Annotated in this window: 26 protein-coding genes; 19 read left to right on the forward strand and 7 right to left on the reverse strand. The window is 73.5% G+C overall.

What is annotated here, in order from left to right; genetic code table 11:
• Positions 1-402 precede the first annotated feature (402 nt).
• The 15 genes from ACH4MY_RS07970 (at position 403) to ACH4MY_RS08040 (ending at position 13,145) form a co-directional block, all read left to right on the forward strand.
• Entirely contained in the window at positions 403-1,431 is a 1,029-nt protein-coding gene (locus ACH4MY_RS07970) for a LuxR C-terminal-related transcriptional regulator (protein WP_397999051.1), read from the forward strand.
• Positions 1,428-2,066 (forward strand): pyridoxamine 5'-phosphate oxidase family protein, encoded by a 639-nt coding sequence (locus tag ACH4MY_RS07975; RefSeq protein ID WP_397999054.1) that lies wholly within the window; start codon positions 1,428-1,430, stop codon positions 2,064-2,066. Before ACH4MY_RS07970 ends, ACH4MY_RS07975 begins: the two co-directional genes overlap by 4 nt.
• Before the next feature lie 225 nt (positions 2,067-2,291).
• A complete protein-coding gene (locus ACH4MY_RS07980) occupies positions 2,292-3,164 on the forward strand; it encodes a diiron oxygenase (protein ID WP_397999057.1) in 873 nt (290 codons plus the stop codon).
• Positions 3,161-4,000, forward strand: coding sequence for a hypothetical protein (locus ACH4MY_RS07985; RefSeq protein ID WP_397999060.1), 840 nt, complete (start codon positions 3,161-3,163; stop codon positions 3,998-4,000). The genes ACH4MY_RS07980 and ACH4MY_RS07985 overlap by 4 nt, the downstream gene beginning before the upstream one ends.
• Positions 3,997-4,416, forward strand: a complete 420-nt coding sequence (locus ACH4MY_RS07990) for a holo-ACP synthase (protein ID WP_397999062.1) — start codon at positions 3,997-3,999, stop codon at positions 4,414-4,416. Before ACH4MY_RS07985 ends, ACH4MY_RS07990 begins: the two co-directional genes overlap by 4 nt.
• Positions 4,417-4,426: 10 nt before the next feature.
• On the forward strand, positions 4,427-4,660 hold the full coding sequence (locus tag ACH4MY_RS07995) for a phosphopantetheine-binding protein (protein ID WP_024755837.1): 234 nt from the start codon (positions 4,427-4,429) through the stop codon (positions 4,658-4,660).
• 21 nt (positions 4,661-4,681) lie between these two features.
• Positions 4,682-5,506, forward strand: a complete 825-nt coding sequence (locus ACH4MY_RS08000) for a class I SAM-dependent methyltransferase (RefSeq protein WP_397999066.1) — start codon at positions 4,682-4,684, stop codon at positions 5,504-5,506.
• Complete coding sequence (locus tag ACH4MY_RS08005; RefSeq protein ID WP_397999069.1) at positions 5,506-6,483, forward strand: 3-oxoacyl-[acyl-carrier-protein] synthase III C-terminal domain-containing protein; 978 nt, start codon at positions 5,506-5,508, stop codon at positions 6,481-6,483. The genes ACH4MY_RS08000 and ACH4MY_RS08005 overlap by 1 nt, the downstream gene beginning before the upstream one ends.
• The gene (locus ACH4MY_RS08010; RefSeq protein WP_397999071.1) at positions 6,480-6,746 is read left to right on the forward strand and encodes an acyl carrier protein; all 267 of its coding nucleotides are present in this window, start codon (positions 6,480-6,482) and stop codon (positions 6,744-6,746) included. The genes ACH4MY_RS08005 and ACH4MY_RS08010 overlap by 4 nt, the downstream gene beginning before the upstream one ends.
• Complete coding sequence (locus ACH4MY_RS08015; protein ID WP_397999074.1) at positions 6,743-7,588, forward strand: hypothetical protein; 846 nt, start codon at positions 6,743-6,745, stop codon at positions 7,586-7,588. The genes ACH4MY_RS08010 and ACH4MY_RS08015 overlap by 4 nt, the downstream gene beginning before the upstream one ends.
• A gap of 257 nt (positions 7,589-7,845) precedes the next feature.
• Positions 7,846-9,216, forward strand: a complete 1,371-nt coding sequence (locus tag ACH4MY_RS08020) for a condensation domain-containing protein (protein WP_397999076.1) — start codon at positions 7,846-7,848, stop codon at positions 9,214-9,216.
• Positions 9,216-10,280, forward strand: coding sequence for a polysaccharide deacetylase family protein (locus ACH4MY_RS08025; RefSeq protein ID WP_397999079.1), 1,065 nt, complete (start codon positions 9,216-9,218; stop codon positions 10,278-10,280). Before ACH4MY_RS08020 ends, ACH4MY_RS08025 begins: the two co-directional genes overlap by 1 nt.
• A gap of 34 nt (positions 10,281-10,314) precedes the next feature.
• Positions 10,315-11,613 (forward strand): MFS transporter, encoded by a 1,299-nt coding sequence (locus tag ACH4MY_RS08030; protein WP_397999081.1) that lies wholly within the window; start codon positions 10,315-10,317, stop codon positions 11,611-11,613.
• 20 nt (positions 11,614-11,633) lie between these two features.
• Positions 11,634-12,299: a 4'-phosphopantetheinyl transferase family protein gene (locus ACH4MY_RS08035; protein WP_397999084.1), complete on the forward strand. Its 666-nt coding sequence runs from the start codon at positions 11,634-11,636 to the stop codon at positions 12,297-12,299.
• 222 nt (positions 12,300-12,521) lie between these two features.
• Positions 12,522-13,145, forward strand: coding sequence for a pyridoxamine 5'-phosphate oxidase family protein (locus ACH4MY_RS08040; protein WP_397999425.1), 624 nt, complete (start codon positions 12,522-12,524; stop codon positions 13,143-13,145).
• A gap of 38 nt (positions 13,146-13,183) precedes the next feature.
• Here ACH4MY_RS08040 and ACH4MY_RS08045 read toward each other — a convergent pair whose 3' ends face one another.
• Positions 13,184-14,101 (reverse strand): sigma factor-like helix-turn-helix DNA-binding protein, encoded by a 918-nt coding sequence (locus ACH4MY_RS08045; protein WP_397999087.1) that lies wholly within the window; start codon positions 14,099-14,101, stop codon positions 13,184-13,186.
• 91 nt (positions 14,102-14,192) lie between these two features.
• Positions 14,193-14,573: a DUF6479 family protein gene (locus tag ACH4MY_RS08050; protein ID WP_397999090.1), complete on the reverse strand. Its 381-nt coding sequence runs from the start codon at positions 14,571-14,573 to the stop codon at positions 14,193-14,195.
• A gap of 141 nt (positions 14,574-14,714) precedes the next feature.
• Here ACH4MY_RS08050 and ACH4MY_RS08055 point away from each other — a divergent pair, with 141 nt between their 5' ends.
• Together ACH4MY_RS08055 and ACH4MY_RS08060 are read left to right on the forward strand one after the other, a co-directional pair.
• Positions 14,715-15,224, forward strand: coding sequence for a SigE family RNA polymerase sigma factor (locus ACH4MY_RS08055; RefSeq protein WP_397999093.1), 510 nt, complete (start codon positions 14,715-14,717; stop codon positions 15,222-15,224).
• Between the two features lie 71 nt (positions 15,225-15,295).
• The gene (locus ACH4MY_RS08060) at positions 15,296-16,609 is read left to right on the forward strand and encodes a hypothetical protein (RefSeq protein WP_397999096.1); all 1,314 of its coding nucleotides are present in this window, start codon (positions 15,296-15,298) and stop codon (positions 16,607-16,609) included.
• 142 nt (positions 16,610-16,751) lie between these two features.
• On the opposite strand, the gene ACH4MY_RS08065 is transcribed toward ACH4MY_RS08060, so the two are convergent.
• A complete protein-coding gene (locus ACH4MY_RS08065; protein WP_397999099.1) occupies positions 16,752-18,443 on the reverse strand; it encodes a bifunctional 3'-5' exonuclease/DNA polymerase in 1,692 nt (563 codons plus the stop codon).
• Between the two features lie 137 nt (positions 18,444-18,580).
• Positions 18,581-19,825 (reverse strand): LuxR C-terminal-related transcriptional regulator, encoded by a 1,245-nt coding sequence (locus ACH4MY_RS08070; RefSeq protein WP_397999102.1) that lies wholly within the window; start codon positions 19,823-19,825, stop codon positions 18,581-18,583.
• Between the two features lie 142 nt (positions 19,826-19,967).
• On the opposite strand from ACH4MY_RS08070, the gene ACH4MY_RS08075 reads away from it, so the two are divergent.
• Together ACH4MY_RS08075 and ACH4MY_RS08080 are read left to right on the forward strand one after the other, a co-directional pair.
• The gene (locus ACH4MY_RS08075) at positions 19,968-20,894 is read left to right on the forward strand and encodes an NADP-dependent oxidoreductase (protein ID WP_397999105.1); all 927 of its coding nucleotides are present in this window, start codon (positions 19,968-19,970) and stop codon (positions 20,892-20,894) included.
• A gap of 76 nt (positions 20,895-20,970) precedes the next feature.
• Entirely contained in the window at positions 20,971-21,540 is a 570-nt protein-coding gene (locus ACH4MY_RS08080) for a GNAT family N-acetyltransferase (protein WP_397999108.1), read from the forward strand.
• Positions 21,541-21,825: 285 nt separating this feature from the next.
• Here ACH4MY_RS08080 and ACH4MY_RS08085 read toward each other — a convergent pair whose 3' ends face one another.
• From ACH4MY_RS08085 to ACH4MY_RS08095, 3 genes are all read right to left on the reverse strand, one after another.
• Positions 21,826-24,066, reverse strand: a complete 2,241-nt coding sequence (locus ACH4MY_RS08085; protein ID WP_397999111.1) for an FtsX-like permease family protein — start codon at positions 24,064-24,066, stop codon at positions 21,826-21,828.
• Positions 24,060-24,995, reverse strand: a complete 936-nt coding sequence (locus ACH4MY_RS08090; protein ID WP_397999114.1) for an ABC transporter ATP-binding protein — start codon at positions 24,993-24,995, stop codon at positions 24,060-24,062. The genes ACH4MY_RS08085 and ACH4MY_RS08090 overlap by 7 nt, the downstream gene beginning before the upstream one ends.
• A gap of 107 nt (positions 24,996-25,102) precedes the next feature.
• Complete coding sequence (locus ACH4MY_RS08095) at positions 25,103-25,921, reverse strand: NAD(P)H-binding protein (RefSeq protein WP_397999118.1); 819 nt, start codon at positions 25,919-25,921, stop codon at positions 25,103-25,105.
• Positions 25,922-25,957: the final 36 nt, after the last annotated feature.

Here is a 25,957-nt window from a genome sequence, read left to right on the forward strand (position 1 = left end):
CTGCGGCCCGCTGTGCCGAGCATCCGCCGTGCCGCGTGCTCGCCCCGCCCCTCGTCGCCGCGGCGGCAGGACAACTCCTCCGGCAGTTGCACAAGTTCTGCCGGTTCCTCTGGGCCTGCCGACGGCGCCCGCCAGAAGCGTAGGTCAGCAGCCGTGCGGGCGGCCGGGGGCGGACCTTCCCGGGCTTCCGGTCCTCTGGTCCGGCTGTAGGAGCCCGACCAGGCGGGGTCCGTACGGTGGGGCCGCACCGCAAGGCCGTTCCCCCGTGCCGATTCATGAGGTGACACGTTGCCACAGCTCACGGTGGCATGCGCCGGCGCCCGTGCGGGGCGCGTTCCGGGCCGCCTCTCCTTCGGTCATGCCCCATGCCCGCAGCATCCGTGCGATCAGAACGAGGTGACGATGGAACTCGAGGCGCAGACCCCGCGTCAGGAAACATCATGCCCGGCGGAGCTCGACGAGTTCGCGGTGGCGTTCTACGAACGCGCCATAGGACGTGCGGACTTCTGCCCATCCGGGATCGCCGACGAGCTGGGCGTGCCCCGCCAGCGCGCCGAACAGGCGGTCTGCGTGCTGCGTGAACTACGCCTGGTCAAACCGGCGGAGGGTGTCGCGGACCGGCTGGTCGCGGTCAGTCCGGAGGCCGCCCAGATGGAGCTGCTGGTCCCACTGGAACGGGAGATACTCGACAGCCGTCGGCGACTCGCCGGATTCAAGGGGCAGTTGAACTCCTTCGTGGCGGCGTTCGAGAAGCAGGCCAGGACCCGGGCCGAAACCGTGGTGATCACCGACGACCAGGAGGAGATCGAGCTCCGGCTTCTGGAGGCGGCGCAGGGCTGCACCGCGGAGGTCCTGGTGATGCAGCCCTGTGTGGGCCGGGAGACCCACGAGCTGCGGCTGGCCCGGCCCCTGGTCCTCGAGGCGTTACGACGCGGCGCGCAGGCACGGATCCTCTACCCCCACACCGCACGGGGTGACTCCGTCACGCGCGCCCACCTGGGAGAACTCCTGCCCGCGGGAGGCCAGGTGCGCACCACCAACGAGGTGCGTGACCGCTTCCTCGTCTTCGACCGGAAGACGGCCTTCATCCCGGCCGGCGAGGGCGACGCGATCGCCGTCGTCTACGACGGAGCGGTCGCGGCCTTCCTGGCCGGACTGCACGCCCGGGTCTGGGAGTCCGCCTTCGACTTCGACTCCGGCGCGGCCGGTTACGCCGGAACGATGGAGGACCTCAAGGCGACCCTGCTCGAACTGCTGGCCTCGGGGGCCAAGGACGAGGTGATCGCGCGCCGGGTGGGCATGTCCGAGCGGACCCTCCGCCGTCATGTGGCCACGATCATGCAGGACCTGTCCGCCACCAGCCGCTTCCAGGCCGGTGTGCTGGCCGCCCGTACCGGACTGGTCGACCCTGCCCTGAGGAGCGCCGCATGAGCCGGTACGACCACCTCGCGTACACCTCGGCGGTGCGCCGGGTCCAGGAGCAGATGGGCAGCGCGTCGGCGGCCGACCGCCGGCTGGGGGATCCGGCGGAGGAGGCGGTGCCGCTCGACGCCAACGCCGCCGCGTTCATCCGCGGCCTCGACGGGTTCCTGTTCGCCAGCGTGGGCGAGACGGGCTGGCCGTACATCCAGTTCCGTGGCGGACCACCGGGGTTCGTCCATGTCCTGGACGCGCACACCCTCGGCTATCTGGACGTCCGGGGGAACCGGCAGTACATCACCACCGGCAATGTGCGCGCCAACGACCGGGTCGCGCTCTTCTTCCTCGACCAGGCCCGTCAGACCCGCCTCAAGCTGTTCGGCCACGCCACCGCCGTACCGGTCGACGAGGACCCCGCGCTGGCCGCCCGCCTGGACTCGCCGCGCACCGACGGCACGGTCGAGCAGCTCGTCACCATCCGGGTCGAGGCCTTCGCCTGGAACTGCCCCAACCACATCACCCCCCGCTTCAGCGAGCGCGAACTCTCCGAGGCCCTGACCCCGATCCGCGACCGCCTCGCGCGTCTGGAGCAGGAGAACGCCGCCCTGCGCGCGGAACTCGGCGCCCGGCACGACGTGGCCCGCTGAGAGACCGTCCGCCACGGCACGGCCCGCTGCGGCGCCGTCCGTCCCGATGACCGAATTCGGCAGCCGGTTCCGGTCATCGAGACGGTCCGGCGCACCGGTCCCGATTTGGCCCGACCTGACCACTGACCGCATTCGGCTGCCGGTTCCGGTCATTGAGAAAACCCGCTCGGGAATCCTTACTGGAGTCAGCAAAGGGCCACCCGAAGCGAACGGAGACATCGCGCGATGGTCAGCGACGTGATCGACCGAAACGATCGGTTCCGGGGAATTCTGGACCGACTCGCCACGAAGTCGATCGACGACTACTACAACCCGTACCGGCTGTTCGAGTGGCCGGACCGACTCCCCGAGGACATGTGGTGGATGAGCCCCGAGCTCACCACCACATACGGGACGGAATGGGCCGAGTCGCTCACTCCTCAGCAGCTCCACACGCTTTCCAAGCACGAGAGCATCAATTTCTACAGCCTCAATGTGCATGGAATCCGGGAACTGCTCATCGAGGTCGTGGGACGGATTCACACCGCCGGTTTCGAAACTCCTTCGGAGTTCTTCCACCATTTCATCGGTGAGGAGAACGAGCACATGTGGTTCTTTGCCGAATTCTGCCTCCGGTACGGCGGGAAGATCTACCGGCAGCCGGCCGGCGGCGCGGAGGCGGCCGTCCCCTCGGACAAGATCCAGAGCCTGCTGGTGTTCGCCCGCATCCTGATCTTCGAAGAGCTCGTCGACCACTTCAACTCGAAGATGGCCGCGGACGAGCGGCTCCACGAGACCATCCGCGGCATCAACCGGATCCACCACCAGGACGAGTCCCGGCACATCGCCTTCGGCCGCGAACTCGTCGACCTGCTCTACCAGGACCTGAAGCAGACCGCCACGGAACAGGAACTGGACGAGGTCTCCACCTATCTGCGCCGCTATCTGAAGCACAGCTTCGACTCGCTCTACCACCCGCAGGTCTACCGCGACGCCGGACTGGAGCGGCCGCACGAGCTGCGCCGGTCCCTGATGGAGTCGCCGGCCCGCGCCGAGGCCGAACTGCGCACCTTCCGCAAGACCGCCAAGTACCTCGAGAAGACGGGACTCATCCGATGAACCGCCTGACCGGGAGCGACGGCGCACCCGCGCTCGCCATCCTCGGACCGGGATCCACCCGGCTCGTCAAGGAGCTCGACCGGGTCTTCGCCGGCTGGGGCGTGACGGCCGGCGCCGAGGAGATCAGCGCCCCGCCGCTCTTCCCGGTGACCGACCTGGAGAAGTTCGACGTCTACACCAACTTCCCCCAGCTCGCCTGGGTGGCCGGCTCGCTCGACCTGACGGACAACCAGTTCAAGCCGGTGGAAGGCAAGTTCGGGCCCGGAGCGGTGACCGAGGCGCGCTACGGACTGCCGCACGCCACCTGCTACGGCGCGTACCTCTTCCACGAGGGCGACCAGGTCGCCGACGACACCCTGGTGACCCTGGTCAACCGCTGCTTCCGCAACGAGGACCACTACGGCGGGCTGCGCCGCCTCGCCAGCTTCCAGATGCGCGAGATCGTCGCCCTCGGCAGCTTCGAGCACACCCAGCAGGTGCTCGCCGGGTTCACCGAGCGGATCCAGGCCTTCGCCGCCGCGCTCGGGGTCGACCTGGCCAAGGTGCCGGCCGGCGACCCGTTCTTCCGCAACGACAACGGCCGCGCCCTGATGCAGAAGCTCAGCCCGGTCAAGTACGAGTTCCAGTACGGCGACGACCTGGCGATCGCCTCGGTCAACACCCACCGCAACTTCTTCGGCGAGCGGTGCGGCATCCGGCTGGAGTCCGGCGAACACGCCTACACCTCCTGTGTCGCCTTCGGACTCGAGCGCTGGCTCGCCGTCCTCACCGAGCACTTCGACGGGGATCTCGACGCCGCGCTGACCGCCGTACGCGCCGCCGCCGACCCGACGTGACCCAGCCGCTGATCGGCGTCGACCTCGTACCGATCTCCCGGGTCGGCGAGCTCCTGGACCCCGGTATCGGACCGCTGCTCCGGCGGTACCTCTCCGCCGAGGAGCTGACCGTCTCCCGGACCCCGGACGGAGAACCCGACCGGGCCAGGATCGCCGGCCGGCTGGCCGCCAAGGAAGCCGTCTTCAAACTCCTCGGCGCCGTCGGACGACCGGTCCCCTGGCAGGGCATCGAGGTCCTCCGCGGGCCCGGCGGCCGGCCCGGGGTCCGACTCTCCGGCAGGGCCGCCGAGCTGGCCCGGGCCGCCGGTCTCGGCCCGATCGACGTCAGCATCAGCCACGACGCCGGCTTCGCGATCGCCGTCGCGGCCGCCTCCACCTCTCTCGATCACCCCATCTCGCTGGAACAGCGACTCTGAAGGGAATGCCATGAGTTCCGCAGGTATCGACAAGGTCCGGGACTGGATCCTCGGCCGTCACCCCGAGCGCACCGAGCTCGCCGCCGACGTCGACCTCATCGAGAGCCGGCTGGTCGACTCGCTCGCCTTCGTCGAGCTCGTCTACACGATCGAGGACGCCGCGGGCGTCGAGATCGACTTCGACAACATCGACATCGAGGACTTCCAGACCCTCGCGACCATCGAGAAGGCGTTCTTCGCCTGATCCCGAGGAGGGATCTTCACCATGGATGCAGTCTCGTACACCGCACAGTGGATGGCCGCGGCCCGCGCACAGGAGTCCGAGCGGGAGGACGCGCTCTTCGTCGACCCGCTCGCCAAGGACCTGGCCGCGCCCAGGGGCTTCGAGCTGATCGAGCGCTACGCCGGCGGCGGCCTGCTGCCGTTCATCTCCATCCGGACCCGGTTCCTCGACGACGCCATCAAGACCGTCCTCGCCGAGAGCGGGATCCAGCAGGTGGTCCTGATCGCGGCCGGCATGGACACCCGCGCGTTCCGCCTCGACTGGCCGGACGGCATCGAGCTCTACGAGGTCGACCACGCCCTGCTGATCGCCGAGAAGCGCCGCCGGCTCGACGCCCTCGGCGCCGAGCCGCGCACCGACCGGCGCGAGGTCTCCGCCGACCTCACCCAGGAGTGGCTGCCCTCCCTGGAGGCCGCCGGCTTCGACCGCGACCGCCCGACCCTCTGGGTCGCCGAGGCGCTGACCTTCTTCCTCACCGACGAGCAGGCCGCCGGCCTGCTGCGGCTGCTCGCCTCCGCCTCGGCCCCCGGCAGCCACCTCGCCTTCGACATCCTCGGACGCGCCCTGCTGCGCAGCCCGTTCTCGAAGCGCTTCCTGGACAACCTCGCCGCCGACGGCACGCCGTGGATCTTCGGCACCGACGAGCCCGAGGAGTTCCTGACCGCGAACGGCTGGAAGACCACCGACCTGCGCGAGCCCGGCCAGCCCGGCGCCGGCGAGGGCCGCTGGCCGTACGAGGTCCAGCCGAGGGACCGCCGCGGCGCCAACCGGCTGTGGCTGATCCGCGCCGAGGTCGTGACGACCTGATGAGTCAGCCGACCACGGACCGCCGGATCACCCTGGAGCGGATCGAGTCGTACCTGCCCGAGCGCAGCGTACGGATCGAGGAGCTGGGCGAGCGGCTGGGCCTGCGACGGGCCGAACTCGGGGTGTTCCGGAAGTTCTACGGTCTGGACACGCTCCGCTTCGACCCCGAGCTGCCGCTGATCGACCTGCTGCGCCCCGCCGCGCGCGGCGCCCTGGCCGCCCTGCCGGAGGGCGGCCGGGTGGACTACCTGGCCTACGCCCATGTCACCCAGGCGGTGGCCCCGGCCGACGTGGACATCGCCCAGGTGGTCACCGAGGACCTCGGCCTCACCGAGACCGAGGCCTTCGGCCTCAGCCACCAGGCCTGCGTCAGCAGCCTGGGCGCCATCGAGGTGCTCGGCGAACTGCTCCGCGCGGAGGGCACCGAGGGCGCGTACGCCCTGATGGTCACCGGCGAGCAGGCGTACTCGCCGATGGTCCAGCTCGTCCCCAACACCTCGATCATGGCCGACGCCGCCGCGTCCTGCCTGATCACCCTGGACGGCGACGGCGACGTGGTCCGCTCCTTCGCCACCCGGACCCTGGGCGAGTACGCCCAGTGGCTGGAGCTGACCGCCGAGCAGAACACCGAGTTCGGCGAGCAGTACGGCAAGCGGATCTCCGAGGTCATCCACCAGGCCCTGACGGAAGCGGGGCTGACGCTCGACGACGTCGACCTGGTCATCCCGCACAACGTCAACAAGCTGGCCTGGCGGCAGACCATCAAGGAGCTGGAGGTGGCGCCGGAGAAGGTCTTCCTGGACAACGTCCCGCGCTTCAGCCACACCTTCGCCGCGGACGTCTTCGTCAACTACACCACGCTGCGGGACGCCGGCCGCCTGGTGGACGGGGCGCACTACCTGCTGGTCTCCGTCGGCCTGGGCGCCACGTTCGGCGCCATGGTGATCACCCACCGGGCGGGAGGAGAGTCCCGATGAGTCGTCAGGAAGTGCTGCTCACGATCGAGAAGGCGATCAGCGAGGTCCTGGAGCGGCCGGTCACCGGGCTGACGGAGGAGACCGCGCTCTTCGACGAGCTGCAGCTCGACTCCCTCGCCGTCCTGGGGATGCTGATGACCGTCGAGGAGGCGACCGGGATCTCGATCGACCCCGAGAAGCTCGACATCGACCATCTGCGGACCATGCGGTCCTTCGCCGACTACGTCGAGGCCGCGATCCGCGAAGCGGAGGGCACCTCATGAGCGGACTCGCCGTCCGGGCCGCCGCCTCGGTGCGCTCGCCGCAGGGCCGGGCGTCCGGCACCACCCCGGCCGCGCTCGACTACTACCGCGACCTGCTCACTCCCTTCGGCGAGAAGCCGGACGAGGAGCTGCTGGGCCGTGGGGCGCACGTCCACCACCGGGACCTCGCGGATCTGCTCGTCGCCGACGAGGGCGTCGGCCGGAGCCGGCCGGAGCTGCTGATCGTCACCCACGCCCTCCCGGACGTGGTGCCGTTCACCGCCGTCGCGCCGCATCTGACCGACCGCCTCGGCGGCGGGGCGACCAACTTCGCGATCGCCGAACAGGGCCTGGCCGCACCCTTCACCGCGCTGCGGATCGCCTCGGCGTACCACCGCGCGGGGCGGGCCGCGGAAGTGGTCCTCGCGGTGCTGGAGCAGACCACCCTGCCGACGGCCTTCCCGCTGGTCCAGGAGACACCGCTGGTCGACTCGGCGGCGGCGCTGGTCCTCGGCGCCGCCACCGGGCCCGGTCTGCGGTTCGTCCGGGCCCGCTCGGCCGCCTCGGCGGCGGCGGCCCTCGGCGAGGAGTCCCTCGCCCGGGACTTCGGCGAGGACGTCCCTGGCCGGGTCCTGGGGGAGGACGGCACCCTGCTGGTCCTCGGTCCCTGGGTCGGCGAGGACGTCCCGGAGCACGGCGCGGTGCACCGGGTGGCCCCGGGCAGCTACTGCACCAGCGTCTGGCTGGATCTGGCCGACCACTGGCAGGAGTGGCAGCGGACGTACCGGCGGATCGTCCTGTGCGACACGGATCCGCGCTCCGGCCGCAGCCACGTGGCGCTCTTCGGCCACGGCGAGGGGTAACCGGCCTGCGGGCCCGGGGCGAGCCCGTACCGGTACGGCGGCCCTGGGGCGAGCACCGCACCCGTCACGGCCGGCCCAGGAACGAGCCCGCACCCGTCACGACCGGCCCTGGGGCGCCCCCCACCCGCCACGGCCGGCCGAGGGGCGAGCACGGCATCCGTCACGGCCGGCCGTGACGGACACCGGGCTCGCCCCCACGCGTTCGGCCCGGCTCCGACAGACATCCGACAAGGCAACCGAAGGGAAGTTCGAAGACGATGACCACGGCTGAGCAGCGGACCATCAGGCTGGACTCCGCGAGGGCCGGGACCGGCCCGGCGACCTGGGGGCAGCGGGCGATCTGGGGGGTCGTGACCCGGCTCGGCGACGACGCCCCCCGGTACAACCTGCCGGTCGACCTCCCCGTCACCCCGCCCCGCCCCGTGTCCCGCGTCCTCGCGGACCTGACGGAGCTGCTCCTGCTCCACGACAGCCTGCACACCAGGTTCCTGCCGACCGGCGAGGACGGTCTGGAGCAGGTCGTCGACGGCAGCGGCGAGCTTCCCGTGGAGATCAGGACGACCTCGGCGGCGCGGGCCGCCGAGGTCAGCGCGGGCCTGCTCAAGGAGCTCGCCGGTCGCTCCTTCGACCACACGCGGGAGTGGCCCCTGAGGCTGGGCCTGGTGGAGTCCGACGGTCTGGTCCACCGGCTGGTCCTCGCCGGCGCGCACACCGGGATGGACTACTGGGGTCTCGGCCGGCTGCTCCGCGACCTGGAGTCGATCCAGTCGGGGGAGACCGCCGAGTCGCTGCGCGGCTCGCGCCCCTCCCTCCAGCCCCTGGAGGCCGCGGAGCTCCAGGCGTCGCCGCTCGGCCGCCGCCGGGACGAGGCGGCCCGCCGCTACTGGTCCGAGCAGCTGACCGCAGGACCCCGGCAGATCTTCCGGGAGCCCGCGGCGCCGGAACTCGCGGACGATCCGCACCGGATGTTCCCCAACGCGCTGCTGCGCTCGCCCGCGCTGGCCGTCGCCGTCGGGCGGGTGGCGGCGGAGCTGGAGGTCAGCGATGCCGCGGTGCTGCTGGGGGCGACCTCCCACCAGCTGGCGAGGATGTCCGGGAGCAGCGACGTGCTGTTCCAGGTGGTGGTCGGCAACCGCTTCCAGCCGGCCGCCGCCGCGTCGGTCAGCACGGTGGCGCAGGAGGCCCTGTTCCGTCTCACGGACGCGGACCGGGACTTCGGGGACGCGGTGCGGCGGACCCGGTCCGTCGCGTTCGCCGCGTTCCGGCACGCCGCGTACGACAAGTGGGCGCTGGACCGGGAGGTGGCGCTGCTCGTCGAGAAGGGCGAGGCGGCCGACCACTCGTACTGGTGGAACGACACCCGTGACCCGGGCGTCGGGCCGTTCGACACCGTCGAGGAGCCGCGGGCCCCGCTCAGCGAGCTGATCGGCCGGACCGAGCTGAGCTGGCCGACGGAGTTCCTGCCCCGCAGGAACGTGTCGGTGGCCGTGGACGTGCTGACCGCCCCCGGTGCCCTGGACCTCGCCATGACCGCCGATCCGGCGGTCCTCGGCCGTGAGGGGATGGAGACGTTCCTGCGCGGGGTCGAGCGGCTGATCGTCGCCGAGGCGATCGCGCTGGGGGACTGATGACCAAGCGGTACGCGGGAATCGCCTGGACGGACGAGGGCTACCGGGTGGAGGTCCTGGACGACGCGGGGCGCCGGGTGGTGGAGCCGAGCGGCTGGGGCGGCGCCCAGGTCGCCGAACTCATCGCCTGGCTGCGGAGCCTGGACGGCGGGCGGGCCCCGGCCGTCGTCCTGGACAGCACCAACGGTCTGCTCGACGGTCCGATGACCGCCGCCGGCCTGGAGGTGTACCGGGCCGATCCCTGGCTGCTGCCGCAGCGGACGGGGTTCGGCTCCGTCCCGGCCGAGCAGCTCGCGGAGCAGGCCCGTACGGCGCCCGGCGCGCTGGCCCGGGTGACCGCCGAGGGCGGCACGCTGACCGGCCGCGCCGAGGAGTACTTCGACGGGGTGCGGCGCGGCGAGCCGATCCTCGCGGCGCTGACGGCGGCCGGACGCTGCTTCGAGCACGGCAGCCGGGACACCCCCCGGGTCGCGCTCACCTTCGACGACGGCCCCGATCCGGTGCACACCCGCCAGGTGCTGGAGATCCTGGAACGCTACGGAGCCCGGGCGACCTTCTTCTGCGTCGGCCAGCACGTGGCGGCGCTGCCCGACGAGGTGCGCCGGATCGCCGCCGCCGGCCATGAACTGGGCAACCACTCCTGGTCGCACCCCTTTCTGTTCGACCTGACACCGGACCAGCTGCGCGAGCAGATCGACCGCACGGCCGAGGTGATGACCCGGGTGACCGGCGAGACCCCGACCTGGTTCCGGCCGCCGTACGGCGCGCTGAACCCGGAGGTGCTGGCCGCGCTGGAAGGGCACCCGACCACGCTGACGATGTGGGACGTGGACGCCCGCGACTGGTCGCGGCCGGGACCGGAGCAGATCGCGGCGACCGTCCTGGACGGCGCCGGTCCCGGCTCGGTGGTGCTGATGCACGAGGGCGCCGGTGATCGGGCCCAGACCGTCCAGGCCCTTCCGTCGATCGTCGAGGGCCTGCTCGAACGCGGCCTTGAACTGGTCACCGTGAGCGAACTCCCCGCGGCTCCCGGCCCCGACGGCCCGCGGTCACTCGACCGATGAAGCGCACGATCAACGACTGAAGGGTTGAACAGTCATGGAAGAACGCCTGGCAGATCACACTGCGGAGGTGGCGTCCCCACAGACGAAGGACGGAACGCCCGACGGGACCTCCGGCGGGGCGCCGTCGTCGGGGGAGCCGGCGATCTGGTCCCGTAACTTCCGGTACTACTTCACCGCCCGCAGCGCGGGCCTGCTCAGCTGGGCCATGCTGCCGGTCGCGGTCTCGGCCGGTCTGCTCAAGGGCGGATACGGCCTGGACACCGCGGGCTACTCGATGGCCTTCCTGGTCGCCCCGTTCGCCGGGCTGGTGCTGTTCGGCGGAGTGCTCGCCGACCGGTTCACCGCCCGCCGGATGATGATCATCGCGGATCTGGCCAACCTCACCGCCCATGTCCTGCTCGCCCTCCTCTTCATCCACGGCATCGACCACCTGTGGCAGCTGTACGCGCTGCTCGTGGTGGCCGGCACCGCCAACGCGCTGTTCCAGCCCGGCGCCTCCTCGACCGTTCCGCTGGTCTCACGGGACGTGCAGGGGGCCAACGGCGTACTGCGCACCTCCGAGGCGATCACCGGACTCGGCGGACCCGCGCTGGCCGGAACCCTCGTCGGCTTCGGGTCCACCGGCTGGGTCATGGTGATATCCGCCGTGGCCTACGGGACCAGCGCCATCTGTCTGTTCGTGCTCCGGCTCGGCGTGGTGCCGGCCCCGCCGGCCGGCGAGAGCCTCTGGCGCAACCTGGCGGTCGGCTGGCAGGAGTTCCGCTCCCGCAGCTGGCTCTGGGGCGTGATCCTGATCTGGATGTTCTACGCGGTGCTCTCCTGGGGGCCGCAGCTCTCGGTGGCCGCCGGTGTCATCGTGCCCGAGCACGGCGCGAGCGCCTTCGGTCTGATCAACGCCGCCCTGGGCGCCGGCACCATCGCCGGCGGTCTCCTCGCGATCCGCTACAAGCCCCAACGGCCGCTGGCCGCCGGGGCCGTGGCGATGATGGCCTACCCGCTCTACCCGCTCGGCATCGTGCTCGGCTGGCCGGTCTGGATGCTCGCCGCGGCGCAGGTCGCGGTCGGCATCGGCATCGGCGTCTGGGGCGTCATGTGGGCCACCAGCGTGCAGACCCAGGTTCCGGGCGAGGTCCTCAACCGCGTCCACGCCTACGAGGTCGCGGGCTCCGTCGGCATGTACCCGATCGGCAGCGCGCTCGCCGGCCCGGCGGTCGGCGCGTTCGGCACCGACGAGGTGCTGATGGTGGGTGTGGTGGTCTCCTTCCTCACCGCCACCGCCCTCCTCGTCGCCCGGCCCATCCGGTCGCTGCGGCGCGTGCCGGACCGCGCCTGAGCGGCATCGGACCGGTACGGGTGAGCGCGTCGGCGCCGCCGCCGGGAGCCGGGCTGTGCACGGCCGCCGAGGGCGTGCACTACCTGGTCGGCCGGAGCGAGGAGGTCCTGGCGGCGCTGCCCCTCGCCACGGCGGACCGGGCGGCGGCCGCGGCGCTGCCGCCGTGGCGCGCCGCGGAGTACACCGCGGCGCGGACCCTGCTGCGCGTCCTGCTGCGGGAGGTCGGCGAGGACCTCCGCGGCGGGCCGGTCGCCGCCCGCCCGGGCGGCCGGCCGTATCTGCCCGACCGCCCCGACCTGGGCGTGAGCCTCTCGCACTCGGCAGGCTGGGTCGCCGCTGCCGTCGGCAGGGGCCGTGACGTCGGTGTCGACGTACAGACCCCGTCCCCCGTCGGCGACCGACTGCTGCGGCTCTGCTGCTCGCCCGGGGACGCCGCGGTGCTGGCCGCCCTGCCCGAGGACGGCCGCAGACGGGAGTTCGCCCGGATCTTCACCGTCCAGGAGGCCTGTGTGAAGGCGGTCGGCGCGGGTTTCTCGGCCCGTCCCTGGAACGTGCCGGTCCCTCTCGGGCGCCGGACGGGCACGTGGGGGCGGGTCCACTGGTGTGCCCCGCGCGACCGCCGGCCGGTACCGGTCGGCTGCGCCTGGACCGAGCGATTGGACCGGGACGGAGCCGACGGCGGCTGAACGATTCCCCGCCGGGCGGGTGCCGCCCCGTCCCGCCCGTCCCACCCCGGCCTCCTCGTACCGTTCCGACAGGTGGTCCGCGGTGGCGGGGCCGGGGCGGGACGTCGTACAACTCCAGGAGATCGACCGTCGGTCGAGGAATCTGGGGGCAGTGTGAGTGACACCGGCAGGTCCGGCAGTGAGGGCGAACCGGCCGTGACCGAGCGGACCCGGCTGCGGCGGATGCGGGAGAAGGGGAGCCATCGGCGGGCCGATCTGGACGCGGTGCTCGCGGCCGGGTTCCTCTGCCATCTCGGGGTCGGTGTCGACGGCACGACGATGGTGCTGCCCACCGCCTACGGCGTCGAGGGCGACCAGCTGTATCTGCACGGCTCCGTCGCCAGCCGCAGTCTCGTCCGGGCGCCCGACACCACCGTCTGCGTCACCGTCACCCATGTCGACGGGCTCGTCCTCGCCCGCTCCGTCTTCGAGCACGGCGTCAACTACCGCTGCGCGATGATCTACGGCGTTCCCCGTCTCGTGACCGACCCGGACGAGAAGCTGCGCGGGCTCCGGGCGCTCACCGAGCAGAGTTCCCCGGGTCAGTGGGAGTACGTGCGGCAGCCCAGCCGCAAGGAACTGGCCGCGACCGCGCTCCTCGCGCTCGACCTCACGGAGGCCTCCGTGAAGACCCGGAGCGGGCCGCCGGACGACGGGGACTCCGAGGACGCGGCCCTCGGGCTGTGGGCGGGGGTGCTGCCGGTGGTGACCACCTTCGGCGCGCCGGTCACCGACCCCGTCCTTCCCCCCGGCGTCGAGCCGCCCGCCCATGTGGCATCCCGTGCGGGGCGCGTTCTCGGGGAGTGAGCCGGGACGGCGGCGGTCCTTCGCGGGTCCGGGAGCCGTCAGAGCTGGAGCTTCAGGCGGCTCAGGTGGTCCGCGTCCGACAGGGCGTCGATCGCGGTGATCCGGTCCTCCAGAACCGTGAAGCCGAGGACGAGCCGAGGATCTCCGTCCGGCGGCCATGCCAGGCCCGCCGCCCCGTCCACCAGGGCCTTCCGCGCGGTGCGCGCCGGTCCGGCGACGGCTTCGGCGACCGCGGCGGGGCCGTGCGCGGACGCCGCCCCGGCCCGTACGGCAGCGGCGTCGGCCCGTAGCACCACGTCCGGGTCGAGGAGCTCCCGCAGGGCGGCGGTGTCGCCGTCGCGCGCGGCCGCGAGGAACGCCGCGACGATCTCCCGCTGGCGTGGCAGGTCCGGCTCCGGCATCTCCTCGGCCTCCCGGAGCCGGTAGCGGGCCCGGCCCGCCAGCTGCCGGGTGGCGGCCGGGGTGCGGTCCACGACCGGGGCGATCTCCTCGTACGGGACGGAGAACTCGTCGTGGAGGACGTAGGCGAGCCGTTCCGGGGGCGTCAGTCCGTCGAGGGCGGACGACAGGGGCCGTTCCCCGGAGGTGTCCTGGGCGGCGGGACCACCGGGGCCTGCGGGACCACCGGGGCCTGCGGTGTCGCCGGGGCGGGGTGGTCCGCCCGAGGCCCAGGGGTCCCACGGGTCCCAGGGGTGTTCGCGGTGGGTCTCGCGGGAGCGGAGCCGGGCCAGACAGGCGCGGGCCACGGCCGCGGTCGGGTCGTCCGGGGGCGGGGCGCCCGCGTGCGGGCCGGTCACGTGCGGCCCGGCCGGCTTCTCCGGGGCCGGCCAGGTCTCTCGTACCTCCTCCAGCGTCTCGTCCGCCTCCCCGGACGTGCCGAGGAGGCGGACCGCGACCGCCCGCAGGCGGGGACGGTGCTTCTCGAAGAGGGTCGCGGGGACGCCGTTCTCATCCACGGGGCGTGACCTCCGTCGGGCAGAGGGTGTCGTCGGGGCGCCGGCGCGGGCGCCCCGACGACGATCGCGGTGGGCTTCGCCGTGCCCCGGTTCAGTCGCCGTGGCCCGTGCCCCCGCTGCCGAAGCCGCCGCTGGAGATGCCGCCCCACTTGCGCTTCTCCTCGGTGGGCGGGTCGGGTGACGCTTCCGAGCCGTCCTTGAGCTGGTAGGGCATGAGCCGGTGCTCGCCGTCGGTCTGTGGCATCTCGGTCGGCCTGCGGTACCCGGACGACTCGCCCGGCAGAGCACCGGTCTCCGGCCGGTGGGGCTGCTCGTCCGGCTTGGGCGCCGCGGATTCGCGGTCCCGGACCCGGAAGCCCAGCCAGACCGCGGCGATCAGCACGGCGACGATCACGAGTCCGCCGAGGAGCTGTCCGAGGCCTGACTGCCAGACTCCCGCGGCCATGGTCTGGGCTGCGCTGAGACTGTTCATACTCCAGGATTACCCGATTTCGACGGTTTTGGACGCACCGGGCGAAGACACCTGCAGATTCCCTGAAACATTCCCGCGCCCCCGTCGCGTCAATGAGGTGTACGGCGACCACACCACGTGACCGCGAGGCAAAGGAGGGGCATGCGAAAGTCCCGCGCGGACGAGTTCCTGGAGTTCGCCGCCGCACGCACGGGCCACCTGTTCCGCTCGGCCTGCCTGCTGACCAGCGGGGACACCCATCTCGCCGAGGACCTCACGCAGGAGACACTCGGCCGGATGTACGCCCTGTGGGGCCGGATGGCCCGGATCGGGAACCCCGCCGCGTACGCCCAGACCGTGCTCGTCCGCACGTTTCTCAGCCACCAGCGGCGCCGCTCGGCCACCGAGCGCCCGCTCGGCGAACTGCCCGACCACGCCCCCGACAACGGCGAGGATCCGGCACTCCGGATCGCGCTGCTCGACGCGCTGGCCGGACTCGCGCCCAAGGACCGGGCGGTCGTGGTGCTGCGGTACTGGGAGGACCGCAGCATCCAGGAGACCGCCGACGCCCTGCACGTCAGCTCCGCGGCGGTCCGCACCCGCTCCGTGCGGGCGCTCGCGAAGCTGCGGGAACGCCTCGGCGGCAGCATCGCCGAGTTCGCGACCCGCTGACGCCTCCCGCGTTCCGCACCCCCATCCCTTTCCACCTTCCGCATCCACCTACCGGAGACGGTGAATTCGACATGCCCCAGAACGAAGGTCCCCAGCACGAGGGATTCGAGGAGGAGCTCGGCGCGGTCCTGCGCAGGACCGGCGACGGCTTCGCCGCCGACGACCGGCGCGAGCTGGTCGAGGGCGGGCTCCGGCGCGGCAGGCGCCGCGTGTTCCGCCGTCGCCTCGCGGTGACCGGTGGTGTCCTCGCGCTCGCCGCCGTCGGCGTCGGCGGCGCGTACGGCGGCTCGCTGCTCTCGCCCGGCGGGGCACCCGAGCAGGTGTCCGTGGCGGGCCCCAAGGCCCCCGAGCGGAGCACCAACGCCTCCGCCTCCACCTCCGCCGAGGCCAAGGCCGAGGCCGAGGCGAACAAGCGGGGCGAGGCCCAGATCCCGGTCAAGAAGCTCGCGGCCGTCCTCAAGGCCAACACCCCGCCCGGCACCTGGGAGATCGCCGACCCGGACGCCAAGGGCCAGTCCGTCCTCGGCGTCTACGACGACGGCAAGGGCAAGGCCGGCGTCTCCGTCGGCCTCTACCGCGCCTCCGGCAGCGGCGAGGGGGGCGCCGACCAGGTGACCTGCCCCTCCAGGACCGCCGTCCCCTACGACGACTGCACGACGGAGCGGCTGGCGAACGGCTCCCGCCTGATGGTCTTCCAGGGGTACGAGTACCCCGACAAGCGCGAGGAGACCAAGCAGTGGCGTGCGGTCCTCCTCACCAAGGACGGCTTCCTGATCGACGCGGCGGAGTACAACGCCGCCGCCGAGAAGGGCGCCGAGATCAGCCGTGAGAACCCGCCCTTCACGCCGGCGCAGCTGAAGGCCCTCGTCACCGCCGACGGCTGGCGCCCCCTCCTGAAGCAGATCCCCGCGCCGCCCAAGACGGACCCCGGCCAGAAGCCGCCGGCCGAGCCGAGCTCCGCCGCCGTGCAGTCCACCCTGCGCTCGTTCCTGCCCAAGGGCCTCACGGTGAGCGACAACGGCGGACAGGCCGGGAGCGCCTTCCTGGTCGTCGACGACGGCAAGGGCAAGAGCCTCGTCCAGATCAACGTCCAGCGGAACATGGCGGACATCATCGGCGACGTCTTCACCGGCGACGTCACCACCCTCCCCGACGGCCGTCTGGTCAAGCTCACCCAGCAGCCCGGTGAGAAGGGCGGCTCGGGCGTCGTCTGGTGGACCGCCGACACCATCACCCCGGACGGCTTCCGGGTCATCGTGTCCACCTTCAACACCGGCGCCCAGCACGAGGCCGCCACGCGCGCCGAGCCCGTGCTGACGATGGAGCAGCTGAAGGCGATCGCGCTGAGCCCCAAGTGGCGGAAGCTGCCCCTGACGTCGGAGTAGTACCGGGGGAGCGCTCGGGGTGAGGGGCCCGCCACGGGGGTGCGGGACCCTCACCCCTTTTCCGTCCGTCCCGCTCGGCTGCCTGCCTGCCCGTTCGTCTCCCAGCGAGGCGGCCGGCCAGTCCGCCCGCGCGCCCGCTCGCCTATTTGGCGTCCGCGTACCGCTCGACCGTGGCGACCGTGAACGGGAACCGCACCGGCGTCTCCCCGAACGCGATCCGTCCCGCCTCGTCCCCCGCCGCCCGGATCGCCGCCGTGACCGCTTCCGCCTCCTCCGCCGGGCAGTGCACGATCACCTCGTCGTGCTGGAAGAACACCAGCTCCGCCCGCAGTCCCGCGAGGGCCCGCCGCAAAGCCGCCAGCATCAGCAGCGCCCAGTCGGCGGCGCTGCCCTGCACCACGAAGTTACGGGTGAAGCGGCCCCGCGCCCGCGCGTTGCCCGAGGCGTATCCGGGGACGAACTCGCCGTCCACCGCCTCCGGTTCACCGCCCTCCTGCGGCAGGCCGGCCTCCTCGTCCTCGCCCGCGCCCACCGCCCGAGGGCTGGTCCTGCCCAGCCAGGTCCGTACGAGCCGGCCCTCCTCGCCCGCCTTCGCCGCCTCGTCGACATAGGCCACCGCGCGCGGGAACCGACGTCTCAGCGCCGCCAGGTTCTTGAGGCCGTCGCCGCTCGTCTGCCCGTAGATCGCGCCCAGGAGCGCGATCTTGGCGTGGTCGCGGTCGCCGGAGAAGGCCCGGTCCGAGAGCCGGGTGTAGAGATCGTCGGGGTGCCCCGCGACCTCCATGAGACCGGGGTCCCGGGAGATCGCGGCGAGCACCCGCGGCTCCATCTGGTCGGCGTCGGCCACCACCAGACGCCAGCCCGGGTCCGCGACCACCGCCCGTCTGATCACCTTGGGGATCTGCAGGGCCCCGCCGCCGTTGGTCGTCCAGCGCCCGCTGACCGTGCCGCCCGGCAGGTACTCCGGCCGGAACCGGCCGTCCCGCACCCAGTCCTGGAGCCACGACCAGCCGTGCGCCGTCCAGATCCGGTACAGCTTCTTGTAGGCGACGAGCGGCTCCACCGCCGGATGGTCGAGCTCCTCCAGCTCCCAGCGGCGGGTGGACTTCACCCGGATCCCGGCCTGCGCGAAGGCCTTCAGCACATCGGCCGGCAGATCGGGCCGGACCCGGCGGCCGAAGGCGGCGGACACCTCGTCCGCGAGCTCCGCGAGGCGGCGCGGCTCGCCCCCGCCCGCGTACCGCTCGCCGAGGAGTTCGTTCAGCAGGTCCCGGTGCACGTCCGCGCGCCACGGCAGCCCGGACCTGTGCATCTCGGCGGCCACCAGCATCCCCGCCGACTCGGCGGCCGTGAGCAGCCGTATCCTGCCCGGATGCTCCGCCCGGTCGTGGCGGCGCAGCTGCTCCGCGTAGACCGCGAGGACGCCGTCGAAGGGGACGGAGACCACGGGGCGCGGCTCGAAGAGCGAGTCCTGGGAACCGGGCTCGGCGCTGCGCTGCGGCGGGTCGGGCGGCACGGGGGAGTTCCGCAGGCGCGCCCAGGCGGCCGCGGCCGAGCGCGGCTCGCCGAGCCGCCCCTCGTGGCCCAGGAGCAGCTGCTCGGCGTCCTCGATGTCGTAGCACCGCTCGACCCGCACCCCGCCGGCGAGCAGCCGGGGGTACACCTCGGCCGTCGACCGCCACACCCAGCGGGCCACCTCGGGCCTGGCCCGCACGGCCCCGACCAGATCCGGCTCGCGCCGCACCTCCCCGGCGGGCAGCCCGTCCGGGCCGAGGGGTACGAGCAGTGCTCCGTCCCCCTCCGCCTCGGCCGCGAGCGCCCACCTCTCGTTCATGGATCCGAGTCTGACACCCGGCACTGACAGCACCCCGGAACCGGCACGTCAGGCCTCGCGGGGTTGCTCGCCGCCCCCGCCCCTGGCAGGCGCCCGTCACGGGCACGCGCCCGCGTGGAGGCCCCCTGGCGCGGGCTCTACGCCGCCGCGTGGAACAGCGCCGCGGCCTCGCCCCGTGAGACGACGCCCAGCTTGTTCAGGATGTTCGCGACGTGGAACTTCACCGTCGACTCGCTGATGTGCAGCGCCTCGGCGATCCGCCGGTTGCGGTGCCCGAGGGCCAGATGCCGCAGGACCTCCACCTCCCGCTCGCCGAGGCCGGTCAGCGGGTGCGCCGCCTCGACCGGCGCGGCCGGCGCCGCCAGCGGGATCACCGCCGTGATCGTCGTGCCCCAGCCCGGGACGGCGTCCATGTCGAGCCGTCCGCCGAGCACGTCGAGCCGGTCCCGGATCGTGCCCGCCCCCAGGTCGCAGGGGGCGAGCGCGCCCGCGCCGTCGTCCCGCACGGTGGCCCGCAGCTCGTGCTCGGTCAGCTGCCAGCCGACGTGGATCCGCCGCACCGAGTCCTGTTCGAGCACGATCAGGAGCAGGGAGCGGACGATCGCCCGCGCGCTGTGCGCCACGTCCGCGGCGAGCGAGCGCTCCGAGTCCGGCGCCCCCAGGTCGAGCCGGACCCGGCTGTGCCGCAGCAGGGGCCGGAGCTCGCCCGCGAGGCGCTCGAAGGCGTCCTGGGCGGGCTCCTCCGCGATCGCCCGGTCCCGCCGCTGCTCCGCCCGCATCTCGATCAGCGCCGCCCCGGCCAGATCGGTCGCGGTCGTCCGGGCCGTCGTGTCGTCAAGGGCCCGGCTGCGCAGCACCCCGAGGACCCCGGAGAGCGCCGCCGTGTGCGCGGCCGTCAGCTCGGCGATCACCCGCGCCCGGGTGTCGGCCGCCGCCCGCGAACGGGCGAGCGCCCCCGGCAGGGCCTCCGTCGCGAACCGGTCGAAGTGTCCGGTGACCAGGTCCCACAGGGCCTGCGCCACGGTGAGCCCGTCCTCGCCGACGGGGGCGGCGCCGTCCGCCCGTACGAGCACGAGGACCGCCCCGCGCGCGGTCGCGCGGCTGGTGACGGCGACGACCTCGCGCTCCCGGCCGCCGATCGTCGCCCGGCCCTGCCAGGGGCTCCCGGGGACGCCCGCCGCGAGCAGCGGCGCCAGTTCGGAGGCGGTGAGCAGCTCCGTACCGCCGAGTGCCTTGAAGGGCGAGTGGGCGCAGTGGGTGGAGAGTTCGGCCGCGTCCACGTGCGGGACGAGGGCGGCGAGGGCCGCCGAGACCTTGGGAAGGATCTCCCCGAGCGGCTGCCGGATGATCTCGTACGCGGTGGTCAGTGTGGGCGCGTCCATGCGGTCGAGCGTACGGGGGCCGGGGACGGGGCGAGGCCGGTCTTTCGGCCAGGTGGGACTGGCCGTCGGGAGGGCGGGGGCCGGGGGGCCGTGGGCGCAGGCTGTGACCCGTAGAAGTCAACGGGTGGCTGTGGAGGCTGAGATGGAAGCGATCGTGTACGAGGAGTTCGGCGGCCCCGAGGTGCTGCGCCACACGACCGGCGTCGCCGTACCGGAGCCCGGCCCCGGCGAGGTCCGCGTCAAGGTGGCGGCCGTCGGGCTCAACCCGGTGGACTGGAAGCGCCGTTACGGCTGGGTCGAGGAGTTCTACCCGACGAGCTTCCCGGCCGTTCCCGGCCTGGAGTTCGCCGGCACCGTCGACAAGCTCGGCGAGGGTGTCACCGACCTCGCCGTCGGCGACGAGGTCCTCGGCTGGACGAAGACCGGTGCCTACGCCGAGTACGCCGTCGCCGGCATCGTCGTGCCCAAGCCCGCCGGGCTCTCCTGGGAGGCCGCCGCGAGCCTCCCGGTGGCCGGGGAGACGGCGCAGCGCGTCCTGGACCTGATCGGCGTACGGAAGGGCGAGACGCTGTTCCTGCACGGCGCTGCGGGTGTCGTCGGCTCGGTCGGCGTCCAGCTCGCGGTCGCCGCCGGGATCACCGTCGTCGGCAGCGCGTCCGAGTCCAACCACGCCTATCTGAGGGAACTCGGCGCGATCCCGGTGGCGTACGGGGAGGGTCTCGCCGAGCGGGTGCGGGCCGCGGCCCCCGACGGCGTCGACGCGGTCTTCGACGCGGCCGGCCACGGGGTGCTGCCCGTCGCGATCGAGCTCCTCGGCGGGGCCGGGGCGGCGAAGGAGCGGATCGTGACGATCGCGGACGTCGACGCGGAGAAGCACGGGATCGTGTTCTCGGGGGTCACGGGCGACCCCGACTCCGTACGGGCCGGGCTCACGGCCCACGCGCGCGCGGCGACGGAGGGCACCCTCGCGGTCCGGCTGGCCGACACGCTCCCCCTGAAGGAGGCGGCGCGGGCCCAGGAACTCAGCGAGTCGGGCCATGTGCGGGGGAAGCTGGTCCTGGTCCCGTAATTCCGGCGCGCGGTGGAGGGCGGGTGAGAAGATCCCTCCGCCGCGAGTGCGGGTCCCGACCTGGAAGGCGACGACGATGTACGCGATACCGCTGGGAGACGACGGCGCGGAGCTGCGCCCGCTCGAACCGTGGCAGGCCGAGGAGTTCCTCGCGCACATGGACCGGGGACGCGAGTTCATCGGCGCGCGCAACGGACTCCCCGACGTCGTCACCGACCTGGAGTCGAGCCGGGCGTTCCTCCGGGCGTACGCGGAGAAGGCCGCCGCCGACTCGGGCCGTATCCACGGCATCTGGTCCGACGGCACCCTCGTCGGCGCCGTGATCCTCCGGAAGCTGGACGTCGGGGACGGCACGGCCGAGGCGGGCTGCTGGCTGGAGCCGGCGGGCGTCGGCAAGGGCCTGGTGACCCGGGCGGCACGGGCGCTCGTCGACTGGGCGATCGAGGTGCGCGGCATCCACCGGGTGGAGTGGGTCGTCTCCTCCGACAACGGCCCGAGCATCGCGGTCGCCCGCCGCCTGGGCATGACCAGGGACGGCGTCCTGAGGGAGAGCTACCCTTACCGGGGCAGGCGCCACGACGAGGAGGTCTGGTCGGTCCTGGCCCCGGAGTGGAGAGCGGCGAAGTCCGCGGCTGCCGGGGGCTGAGGCAGTCCGCGAGGGCTGGGCCGTTCGTCGGGGGCTGAGGCCGTCCGTCGTGGGCTGGGGGTGACGGCGCGGGTTGCGGGGGCCTCGTCGGGCGCGGGGTGGGGGACGAAGACGCTCAGCTCGTGCGTCGTCGGGCGTTCCGCTTCCGCTGTCCGGGCACAGGGCAAGGGTCCCCACTCCGTGCCCCGCCCCGCCAGGGATTTCCCGCCTCCACGCGCGCGGGTGGACGGGGCGGTGACCCGGCTCCGACCCCGGTCACCGCCCCGTCCGTCCCACCATCGCCGCTCAGCGCGTCAGCCGCCACGCGGGGAGGGCCGACGCGGCGACCGCGACCGTCGCGCACACCCCCGCCGCCGCACCGAGCGTGGTCCACGGGAGGGCCAGGGCCACCGGCGCCGAGAGGGCGGCCAGGCCCGCTCCCAGGGCGCCGAGGACCAGCGCGGTGACCACGAGACCGAGCAGGGCCCCGATCGCGACGGCGAGCGTCGCCTCCCCGGTCACCACCCGCAGGATCTGCGTCCTGGTGGCCCCGGCCAGCCGGAGCGAGGCCAGCTCCCCACCGCGTACGGAGGTCGCCATGAGCAGGGTGTTGGCGAGGCCGATCACCGTGTAGACGAGGGCGATGCCGAGGACGAGGGCCAGGCCGAGCCGGGCCTGCGGGCCGCTGCTCGACGGCCGGGCCTCGGCGGCCCAGGCGTCGGCGGTCCTGACGGTGCCGCCGCTCGTTTCCAGGGCCCGCACCGTGGCCGTACCGCCGCCGCGTGCCTCGATCCGGTCGGGGGCGGAGCCCGGGGCGTTCGCCAGGGTGACGTAGGGCCCGTTGTCGCCGGTCCCGACGGCGAGGACGGCCGCGATCCGGAGCCGTACCGGACCGGTCCCGTCCGCGCGCCACACCTCGACGGTCCCGCCCACCCGGCGCTGTTCGAACTCCTCGTTGACGACGATCGACCGGTCGTCGAGGTCCCGCAGGTCGCCGGCGACCACGGGCAGCCGGGCGAGCGCGGCGAAGGCCGCCGGGTCCTCGACCGCACGCGCCCCGTACTTCACGACGGCCTCGTCCCCGTCCCGTACGAAGACGGAGGTCGGCCCGGTGGGGGAGACGACGGCCCCGGGCGGCGCGGTCGTCACCGGCCTCAGCCCGGCGCCGTGCTCCCCGCCTGCCGTGCCCCTCCCGTCCGTGCCCTTCCCGTCCGCGCCGGTCACGACGTACTGCGCGGCCGTCTGCTCCCGCGCCTCCACGCCCTTCGCGCGCGTGACGCTCGTCGCCGAGCCGAAGAGCGTCCCGGCGAGCGCCACGGTCACGAGGACGGGGGCGGCGACGGCGGCGGTCCGGCGAACGGAGGCCGCGCTGTTCTCCCGTACCAGCGTCCCCACGGCGCCCCGCAGCCGCGGCAGCCGGGCCACCGGCCGGACGAACAGCGGGGAGAGCAGGGCGACTCCGGTGATCAGGAGCATCGGGAGCGTCGTGTACGTCTTCCGCTTGAGCAGCGCCGACGGGTCCGTGGCGTACGTCCAGACGAGGAGCCCGAGGCCGGTCAGGAGCAGTCCCGTACCGAGCACGGCCCGGCCGAGCGGCAGGGTGTCGGCGTCGACGTCCGCCTCGCGGAGCGCGGCCGCGGGACCGACCTTCCCGGCGCGCCGGGACGCGGCGACGGCCCCGGCGAGGGCGACGGTCATCCCCGTCCAGAAGGCGGTGTGGAAGGGCCAGGACGGCCCGCCGACCGCGAACCACTCGGGTGCCAGGCCGCCGTCGACGAGGGTCCTGGCGAGCAGCGGCGCGCCGAGGGCGCCGAGGGCGCATCCGGCGACGGAGGCGAGCACGCCGAGCGCCGCGGCCTCGGCGAGGAGGAGCCGCCGGATCTGCCCGGGGGTGGCTCCGGCGGTCCTGAGCAGCCCGAACTCACGGCGGCGCAGTGCCACGGCGAAGGCGAAGGTGGAGGCGACGACGAAGACGGAGACGAAGGCGGTGACGCCGCCGGAGGTGCCGAGGAGGGCGTTGAGGCCGACGAGCGCGTCGGCGTCCCGGTCGGCGTCGGGGTCGGCGCGGCGCCGCTCGGCACCGGTGAGGACCTGGGCGCGGTCGCCGACCAGCGCTCTGACCTCGGCGGCGGGGCCGTCCACGCCGACGGCGTCGGGGGCGTCGGTCGTGGGGTCGGCCGGGGCTGTGTCGGGGTCGCCGGTCGTCGGGGCGGACGGGGCTGCGTCGCGGGCGTCGGAGGTCGTGACGGTCCAGCGGGCGCGGAGCTCGCGGAGCAGTTCTCTGTCCACAGGCTGTGGACGGTCGAGCCGCTGTGCCACGGACACGGTCTCGGGCCCGCGCCGCACATCGAGCGTCAGCCGGTCCTGACCCTGCACGACGACGGGCGAGGAGGCGAACCGCTGGGGAGAACGCTCGGGCGCGTGGAACGTGGCGGAGAGCCCGAGCCCCATGACGGTGAGCAGCCCGACACCGAGCGCGAGGGCGACGAACCCGCCGAGGAAGGAGGCCCAGCGGGCGCGGAGTCCGGAGAGGACGACGGTCAGCACGAGGGCCTCCGGGCGGGGGAACCGGCGGTGCGGGCCGTTGCCGTCTCCGACGCCGTATCCGGCACCGGCACCGGCATCGACGCCGACGCAGGCACGGACGCCGGCACAGACGCCGGAACCGTTTCCGTCTCCGTCTCCAGCGCCGTCATCCGCGCCGCGACCGTCTCCACCGTCGGCCCCGGCAGTTCGCCCGCCACGCGGCCGTCGACCAGGAAGACCACGCGGTCCGCGCGGGCCGCCGCCACCGGGTCGTGCGTGACCATGACGATCGTCTGACCGTCCCGGTCGACCAGCTCCCGCAGCATGTCGAGAACCTCGCGGCTCGTCGTGGAGTCCAGTGCTCCGGTCGGCTCGTCGCCGAAGAGGACGGCGGGCCGGGTGATCAACGCCCGCGCGATGGCGACCCGTTGCTGCTGTCCGCCGGACAGCTCGCCGGGCCGCCGTCGCTCCCGCCCCGCGAGCCCGACGCGCGCCAGCGCCTCCCGTACCTCCGTACGGGACGGCCGGCGGCCGGCCAGCCGGAGCGGCAGGGCCACGTTCTGCGCGGCCGTCAGGGAGGGCAGCAGATTGAAGGACTGGAAGACGAAGCCGATCCGGTCCCGCCGCAGCAGCGTCAGCCGTCGCTCGCTCAGCCCCTCCAGAGCGACCCCGCCGACCTCCACCCGCCCGGAGGTGGGCCGGTCCAGCCCGGCCGCGCACTGGAGGAGCGTGGACTTGCCGGAGCCCGAAGGGCCCATGACGGCGGTGAAGGTCCCGGCGTGGAAGTCGAGGTCGACGCCGTCGAGGGCACGGACCTCCCGGTGGTGGCGGGTGAGCCCGCGGAGCCGTACAGCGGCGGAGGAGCCGGTGCCGAGGGCGGAAGCGACAGAAGGGGCCGACGGGGCAGGAGCGGCGGAAGCGGAGGGCGAGGTGGGAGCAGTCGAGGTCATGCCCCAAGCGAACCGTTCTCGCGCCCGCCGATCACGACCACTGAAGGGCGTCCGGGGGGTATGCCTGGCCCTACCCCGAAGGGCGGGGTGGGCCGACCCCTAAGGGATCACCCCTCCCGTACGGCCTTCACGAACACATCGAGCGCGTCCAGGGGTTCGCGACCGCCGAGCAGCGCCCGCAGATCGCTCTCGACCCCCGAACCGTCCAGGAAGCCGTGGGCGATCGCCGAGTACGTACTCGCCAGCATCGGCACCTGGAAGGGCACGGCCCCCGACGCGGCGGCCGCGGCGCGGGCGTCCGCGAGCGTGCCGGGCGCGTACGTGGCACCCAGGGCCCGTGCCAGGTCGGCGCCGCCGAGGGCGCGTTCGCCGACGAGCTCGTACACCCGGTTCCGGTGCGCGCCCGGGTCCGTCGCGACCGAGACGGCGATGTCGGCGAGGTCCTCACGGGCGACGGCGGCGAGACGGCCCCCGCCGAGGGGGCCGGTGATCCGGTTGTCGGCGTCGGGCGCGGCGATCCAGGTGAGGAACTCGGCGTAGAGGCCGTTGCGGAGGATCGTCCAGTCGAGGGTGGCCGAGCGCCGCAGCCGCCGCTCGGTCCAGCGGTGGGCGAGCGCGTACGTCAGATGGTCGCCGTCGCCGGAGAGACTCGTGTACACGACATGCCGGACGCCCGCCCGCTCGGCGGCCGAGATCGCGGCCTCGTGACGGGCGACGACCGTGTCGTCCTCCCCGTACCCGGCGGATATCAGCAGCAGCGTGTCCACCCCGGCGAAGGCCTCCGGCAGCGTCCCGGGGTCGTCGAAGTCGAGACGGCGCGTGCCGGGCAGCCCCGCGCGCGTACCGAGGACGACCTCCTCGCGACCGGCGAGCCGAGCGGCGACGAGCGAGCCGAGAGCGCCGGAGACGCCGGTGACGAGCAGCATGGATTCCCCCAGGGGTCGAGATGGCTGAGACCATCG

It is taken from the genome of Streptomyces sp. NPDC017246 (genome assembly GCF_044331325.1).
GTDB lineage: Bacteria > Actinomycetota > Actinomycetes > Streptomycetales > Streptomycetaceae > Streptomyces.

What these genes read in the sequence shown, in the direction of transcription:
- ACH4MY_RS07970 (WP_397999051.1), top strand. Translation starts at nt 403, where the DNA reads ATGGAACTCGAGGCGCAGACCCCGCGTCAGGAAACATCATGCCCGGCG.
- ACH4MY_RS07975 (WP_397999054.1), top strand. Translation starts at nt 1,428, where the DNA reads ATGAGCCGGTACGACCACCTCGCGTACACCTCGGCGGTGCGCCGGGTC.
- ACH4MY_RS07980 (WP_397999057.1), top strand. Translation starts at nt 2,292, where the DNA reads ATGGTCAGCGACGTGATCGACCGAAACGATCGGTTCCGGGGAATTCTG.
- ACH4MY_RS07985 (WP_397999060.1), top strand. Translation starts at nt 3,161, where the DNA reads ATGAACCGCCTGACCGGGAGCGACGGCGCACCCGCGCTCGCCATCCTC.
- ACH4MY_RS07995 (WP_024755837.1), top strand. Translation starts at nt 4,427, where the DNA reads ATGAGTTCCGCAGGTATCGACAAGGTCCGGGACTGGATCCTCGGCCGT.
- ACH4MY_RS08000 (WP_397999066.1), top strand. Translation starts at nt 4,682, where the DNA reads ATGGATGCAGTCTCGTACACCGCACAGTGGATGGCCGCGGCCCGCGCA.
- ACH4MY_RS08005 (WP_397999069.1), top strand. Translation starts at nt 5,506, where the DNA reads ATGAGTCAGCCGACCACGGACCGCCGGATCACCCTGGAGCGGATCGAG.
- ACH4MY_RS08010 (WP_397999071.1), top strand. Translation starts at nt 6,480, where the DNA reads ATGAGTCGTCAGGAAGTGCTGCTCACGATCGAGAAGGCGATCAGCGAG.
- ACH4MY_RS08015 (WP_397999074.1), top strand. Translation starts at nt 6,743, where the DNA reads ATGAGCGGACTCGCCGTCCGGGCCGCCGCCTCGGTGCGCTCGCCGCAG.
- ACH4MY_RS08020 (WP_397999076.1), top strand. Translation starts at nt 7,846, where the DNA reads ATGACCACGGCTGAGCAGCGGACCATCAGGCTGGACTCCGCGAGGGCC.
- ACH4MY_RS08025 (WP_397999079.1), top strand. Translation starts at nt 9,216, where the DNA reads ATGACCAAGCGGTACGCGGGAATCGCCTGGACGGACGAGGGCTACCGG.
- ACH4MY_RS08030 (WP_397999081.1), top strand. Translation starts at nt 10,315, where the DNA reads ATGGAAGAACGCCTGGCAGATCACACTGCGGAGGTGGCGTCCCCACAG.
- ACH4MY_RS08040 (WP_397999425.1), top strand. Translation starts at nt 12,522, where the DNA reads ATGCGGGAGAAGGGGAGCCATCGGCGGGCCGATCTGGACGCGGTGCTC.
- ACH4MY_RS08050 (WP_397999090.1), bottom strand. Translation starts at nt 14,573, where the DNA reads ATGAACAGTCTCAGCGCAGCCCAGACCATGGCCGCGGGAGTCTGGCAG.
- ACH4MY_RS08055 (WP_397999093.1), top strand. Translation starts at nt 14,715, where the DNA reads ATGCGAAAGTCCCGCGCGGACGAGTTCCTGGAGTTCGCCGCCGCACGC.
- ACH4MY_RS08060 (WP_397999096.1), top strand. Translation starts at nt 15,296, where the DNA reads ATGCCCCAGAACGAAGGTCCCCAGCACGAGGGATTCGAGGAGGAGCTC.
- ACH4MY_RS08065 (WP_397999099.1), bottom strand. Translation starts at nt 18,443, where the DNA reads ATGAACGAGAGGTGGGCGCTCGCGGCCGAGGCGGAGGGGGACGGAGCA.
- ACH4MY_RS08070 (WP_397999102.1), bottom strand. Translation starts at nt 19,825, where the DNA reads ATGGACGCGCCCACACTGACCACCGCGTACGAGATCATCCGGCAGCCG.
- ACH4MY_RS08075 (WP_397999105.1), top strand. Translation starts at nt 19,968, where the DNA reads ATGGAAGCGATCGTGTACGAGGAGTTCGGCGGCCCCGAGGTGCTGCGC.
- ACH4MY_RS08080 (WP_397999108.1), top strand. Translation starts at nt 20,971, where the DNA reads ATGTACGCGATACCGCTGGGAGACGACGGCGCGGAGCTGCGCCCGCTC.
- ACH4MY_RS08090 (WP_397999114.1), bottom strand. Translation starts at nt 24,995, where the DNA reads ATGACCTCGACTGCTCCCACCTCGCCCTCCGCTTCCGCCGCTCCTGCC.
- ACH4MY_RS08095 (WP_397999118.1), bottom strand. Translation starts at nt 25,921, where the DNA reads ATGCTGCTCGTCACCGGCGTCTCCGGCGCTCTCGGCTCGCTCGTCGCC.